Origin of the sequence: Paenibacillus sp. 598K, from assembly GCF_003851045.1 — a bacterium.
Lineage (GTDB): Bacteria > Bacillota > Bacilli > Paenibacillales > Paenibacillaceae > Paenibacillus_D.
Genome location: NZ_BFBX01000305.1, coordinates 391 through 4306, shown reverse-complemented (window position 1 = coordinate 4306; position 3916 = coordinate 391). Strand labels below are relative to the sequence as shown.

The window sequence follows — 3916 nt, the reverse complement described above, 5'->3', positions numbered from 1 at the left end:
GCCTGAGCGACAGCGCGACTTTTACGAGGAGCAGCGCGCAGCGGAAGCCGCGGACACGGGCTGGTGGCGAGGCTTGCCGCGGCAGCTGGTGCACCACGATATCCTCATCTTCAATCTGCTCGCGCAGGAAGGGCGGATCACCGGCGCGCTTGATTTCGATTTCGCGTCAATGGACGTCGGCATGCTGGAGCTGGCGATCTGTCTCAATCATGTATTGCAGCAGTCGGAGGGCAATCTCGAGATGGCCGATGCATTCCTGCAAGGCTACGGCCGCTTTCGGCGGCATACGGTGAAGGAGATGGGCTGCCTCGCCCGGGCGACCCGGCTGTACCATCTGGCCGTGCTGCGGCTGTATATCGGCGAGCATTATGCCGGCAAGCCGGTCGAGCCGCAATTTCGCTATATTCTCGGGCAGTTCGAGACGCGGATGCAAGGGCTTGCGGCGTATGGCGAGGAGCTGGAGCGGCTGTGCCGGGCTCGGCTAAGCGGGTACGCATCGGCTTAAGGCGGACTCTTTTTTGGCTATTATGGACTGATGCGACACGATATGTCTGACCATGCCCTCTATACTGATAACAGCACGATCCATCCTGACACCGTCGGGACGACGTGTCTGCCGCCCTGTACAGGCGAACCAGTATATATAGAGGAAGAGGGTACACAATATGCCAAAAACAAAACGCGGACGCGTGCTCTGGAATCTGCCCTCCAGAGGGCGGGGCACCTGTCCGATCTGCAGCAGCACCCGGATCAAGCTACTCTATCCAAGAGCGAGCTCGGAGGGCAAGGTCATCCAGGTATGCAAGCGATGCAGCAAGGCAACACAAGAACAAGTAGACGCCGTGGTCAAGTAAGCGAGGGGGAAAAGCGATGAGCCATCTGCACCGCATCCAGTGGTTCGACGAGCAGATCCGTGCGGGCAAATATCCGAGCAGCGTCCAGTTGGCCGAGCGCTTCGAGATCTCGAGGCGGCAAGCGCAGCGGGATATCGAATATCTCGCGTCCTCGCTGCGCGCGCCGCTCGTCTATATTGCCAAGCAGCGTGGCTACGGCTATGAGGACGACAGCTTCACGCTGCCGCCGCTCTATACGACCGAGGAGGAAAAGCGGGTACTGCGTTATCTGGCCTACCGCTATCGGCAGTACGATTATGAGCAAGGCCCGCTCGTACGGCGGATCGGCGATCTGCTCGACCGGCTCGTCGCCGAGGAGCCGCAGGAGCGGGGCTGGCGCATCCCGATCTTCGAGGTCGATCCTCGCCGGATGCAGCGGATCGAGCTGCTGGAGCGGGCCATCCAGCAAGGCTTGCCCGTGTCGGCGACGCGTACAGTTGCCGGACGAAGCGAGACGCTGCTGATCCGGCCGCTTGGTCTGATCCCCCACCTCGACGACGATGAGCTGACGTACCTGCGGGACGGCGAGGCGCGGGCGGAGACGCTCTCGCTGTCCGAGCTGCGCGAGATGCATGTCGTGGAGGAAGCCGCGCCTGACGCCGGTTCATCGACCACGGTGGCTACGGTGGCTGCAGCTGCTGCGATGGCGCCCAAGTCGGGGCTAAGGCCATTCGTCGCCCGCATCCGGCTGCCCGAGCCGCTCGTCGGCGAGCACTGGTGCGGCTATGCGGCCCGGAGTGTCGATGGCGGCTGGACGGAGGTCGAGTTCGTCGATGCAGAGGCGTTTTATCGTCAGATGCTGGCTGCGGAGTGGCGCGATATCGAGCGGCCGCGCTGGCTGCGGGAGCGACTGACCGCCCGGTGCGCGGCAGTGCTGCAAGCGCTGGAGCGACAGGAGGCGGGGACAGGCGATGGCGATGACCCGTCTTGAGCTGCGGATGTGCCGGGCGTCCAAGTCGTTCACGGACGCAGTCTATGCGATCCTGACCGCCGCCGGGCGGTGGGATGCGCCGCTCTGGATGCTGTCGGGCTTGAGCGGGATGGCGTTCAAGCTGGCGGTGCATCGACAGCTGCTGTCGATGTCTGTGACCGCCTACGGCACCTGGGGCAACGAGCACTTCTCGGCACTCGACAATTTGGGCTTCTACACCGCATCGGACGGCGGACGGACACGGCACGCCACTTTCCCCGTCTATCAGCAGGCAGCGATTCCTTGGATCCGGGACAGTCTCGATCAAGGGATGGGGGTGGTCTATTGGGTGCCGGAGTTCGGCGTCATCCACGGCTACGACGATGAGGACCGCGTCTTCTATGTGCAGGACGGGCGGACGGCGGAGAGTCGAGTGGTGCTCTACGACAACCTGGGGCTGAACGAGACGCCCTTCTGGGACGTCGAGGTGATCGGAGACCGCGTGTCGATCCCGCTGCGCGAGCAGGCGCTCGGCTCGCTCCGGCAGGCATGGATCGATTGGAATACGCCTTACAAGCTCTTGCCCGATCGCTCGATCGCCTCGGGACGAGCCGCTTATGGCCATCTGATCGAGGCGCTGAAGAGCGGCGGCTACGACGGCTGGGGAGCGTGCTACATCCTGCGCTCGTACGAAGTGTCGCGGACGGAGATCCGCGACTACCTGCGGGAGCTGAGCGGCGGCTGTCTGCCCGGCTTGCAGGAGGCTGCGGCGCTCTATGCCGAGCTGAGCGGTGTCATCGCAGCGAGTCTGCCTGCGGCGCTGCCGCATGTCGCGGAGAGCCGATCGTCGCGCGACAGTGCGCCGGTCGCAGAACTGACGCAGGCGCTCGCCGTTGCCTCCGGGCTAGAGGAGCGGGCGATGGCGGAGCTTCGTCTCGTCACCGAGCGTTATCCCGACCCGCTGGCAGGCGTGCTGCCGCGATGGGGGGCCCATACGCCGAGATAGGAGGAGTTGACGGATGAATCGCCATCTACTAGATATCGACTTTACGACGGAGCGCGGCGCGTATGTCGATGCGATGTACGCTGTCTTGCAGAGCAAGGGCTGGTTCGGTCATAGCCGGGCGATGCTGGCCGGGATGACTGGGATGTGCTTCCGCTTCTCCGTCCACCGGCAACTGCTCCCCGACTCGCCGACGGCATACAACTGGATGGCGGAGCATTTTGTGGCTGCCGATCTGATCGGCGTCACGGCCTCGCAGATGGCGGGGTTCCACCAGCGGCCGACGTTCCCGCTCTATCAGCGTGTGGCGGTGGAGCGGATGATCGCTGCGATCCGGGGCGGCACGGCCGTCATTAGCTGGCAGGGCGACGGATTTGCCGTTATCCACGGCTATGACGAGCGGAGGCGGTGCCTGTACTGGCTGGACGGCAGGCAGACGGAAGCGCGGGAGCTGCCGCTGGCGCAGGTCGGGCGCAACCAGTCGCCGTACTGGTACGGTCAGATCCTCGAGGCGCAAGAGGAGCGGGGGCTGCTGCAGACGATCAAGGAGTCGTACCTCCAGGCGGTCGCCAAGTGGGAGACGCAGGAGGCGCTGCTGCCTGCCGAGGATTACGCGTGCGGCAAAGCCGCCTACGGCGCGATTGGGACGGCGCTGCACTCGGGGGCGTACGATCCGACGGGAGCCCGGGCGACGATAGCGGCCTATGCCGAGGCCAAGCTCGCCGCTGCCGCTTATGCTGCCGAGGCGATGACCTATTGGCCCGCGCTGGCCCCTGTGGCGGCGCAGTATGCCGAGGCGGGTCGATATTGGGCGGAGATGGCGGAGGCGCTGGCCGCAGAGTCGCGGCAGGGGAGAGAGCCAGCGCTTGGAGAAAAGCGGGAGCGGGCGCAGGCGCGTGAGGACGCGCACGAGACGACGACGGCGGCGACGGCGGCGACAGAGCAGACAGGGGCGGTAGATCGTACGGAGGCCATCGACCGGGAGGATGCAGCAATGAAGCGGATGGACGAAGCGTCAGGGGCTGCGGAGGCGGATGCACCCAGCAATGCGCCATTGTCCTCGTCGCTGCGGGCTCTGCTGCGGGAGCGGCTGGCGGCTGCTTGCGAGCG

Annotated in this window: 5 protein-coding genes; all 5 read left to right on the top strand. The window is 65.1% G+C overall.

Translation table 11 applies throughout. The features are described 5' to 3' along the window. On the top strand, positions 1-505 hold a 505-nt coding region (locus PA598K_RS38590; protein ID WP_260405774.1), incomplete at its 5' end, for a phosphotransferase. A 160-nt stretch (positions 506-665) separates the two neighbouring features. Continuing rightward, complete coding sequence (locus PA598K_RS35230; protein ID WP_128661310.1) at positions 666-854, top strand: hypothetical protein; 189 nt, start codon at positions 666-668, stop codon at positions 852-854. Positions 855-870: 16 nt separating this feature from the next. Further along, complete coding sequence (locus PA598K_RS35225; protein ID WP_128661309.1) at positions 871-1824, top strand: helix-turn-helix transcriptional regulator; 954 nt, start codon at positions 871-873, stop codon at positions 1822-1824. Beyond that, positions 1805-2809, top strand: coding sequence for a hypothetical protein (locus PA598K_RS35220; protein WP_128661308.1), 1005 nt, complete (start codon positions 1805-1807; stop codon positions 2807-2809). The genes PA598K_RS35225 and PA598K_RS35220 overlap by 20 nt, the downstream gene beginning before the upstream one ends. 13 nt (positions 2810-2822) lie before the next feature. Then, positions 2823-3916, top strand: a 1094-nt coding sequence (locus PA598K_RS35215) for a hypothetical protein (protein ID WP_185602440.1), incomplete at its 3' end; no start/stop codon positions are given.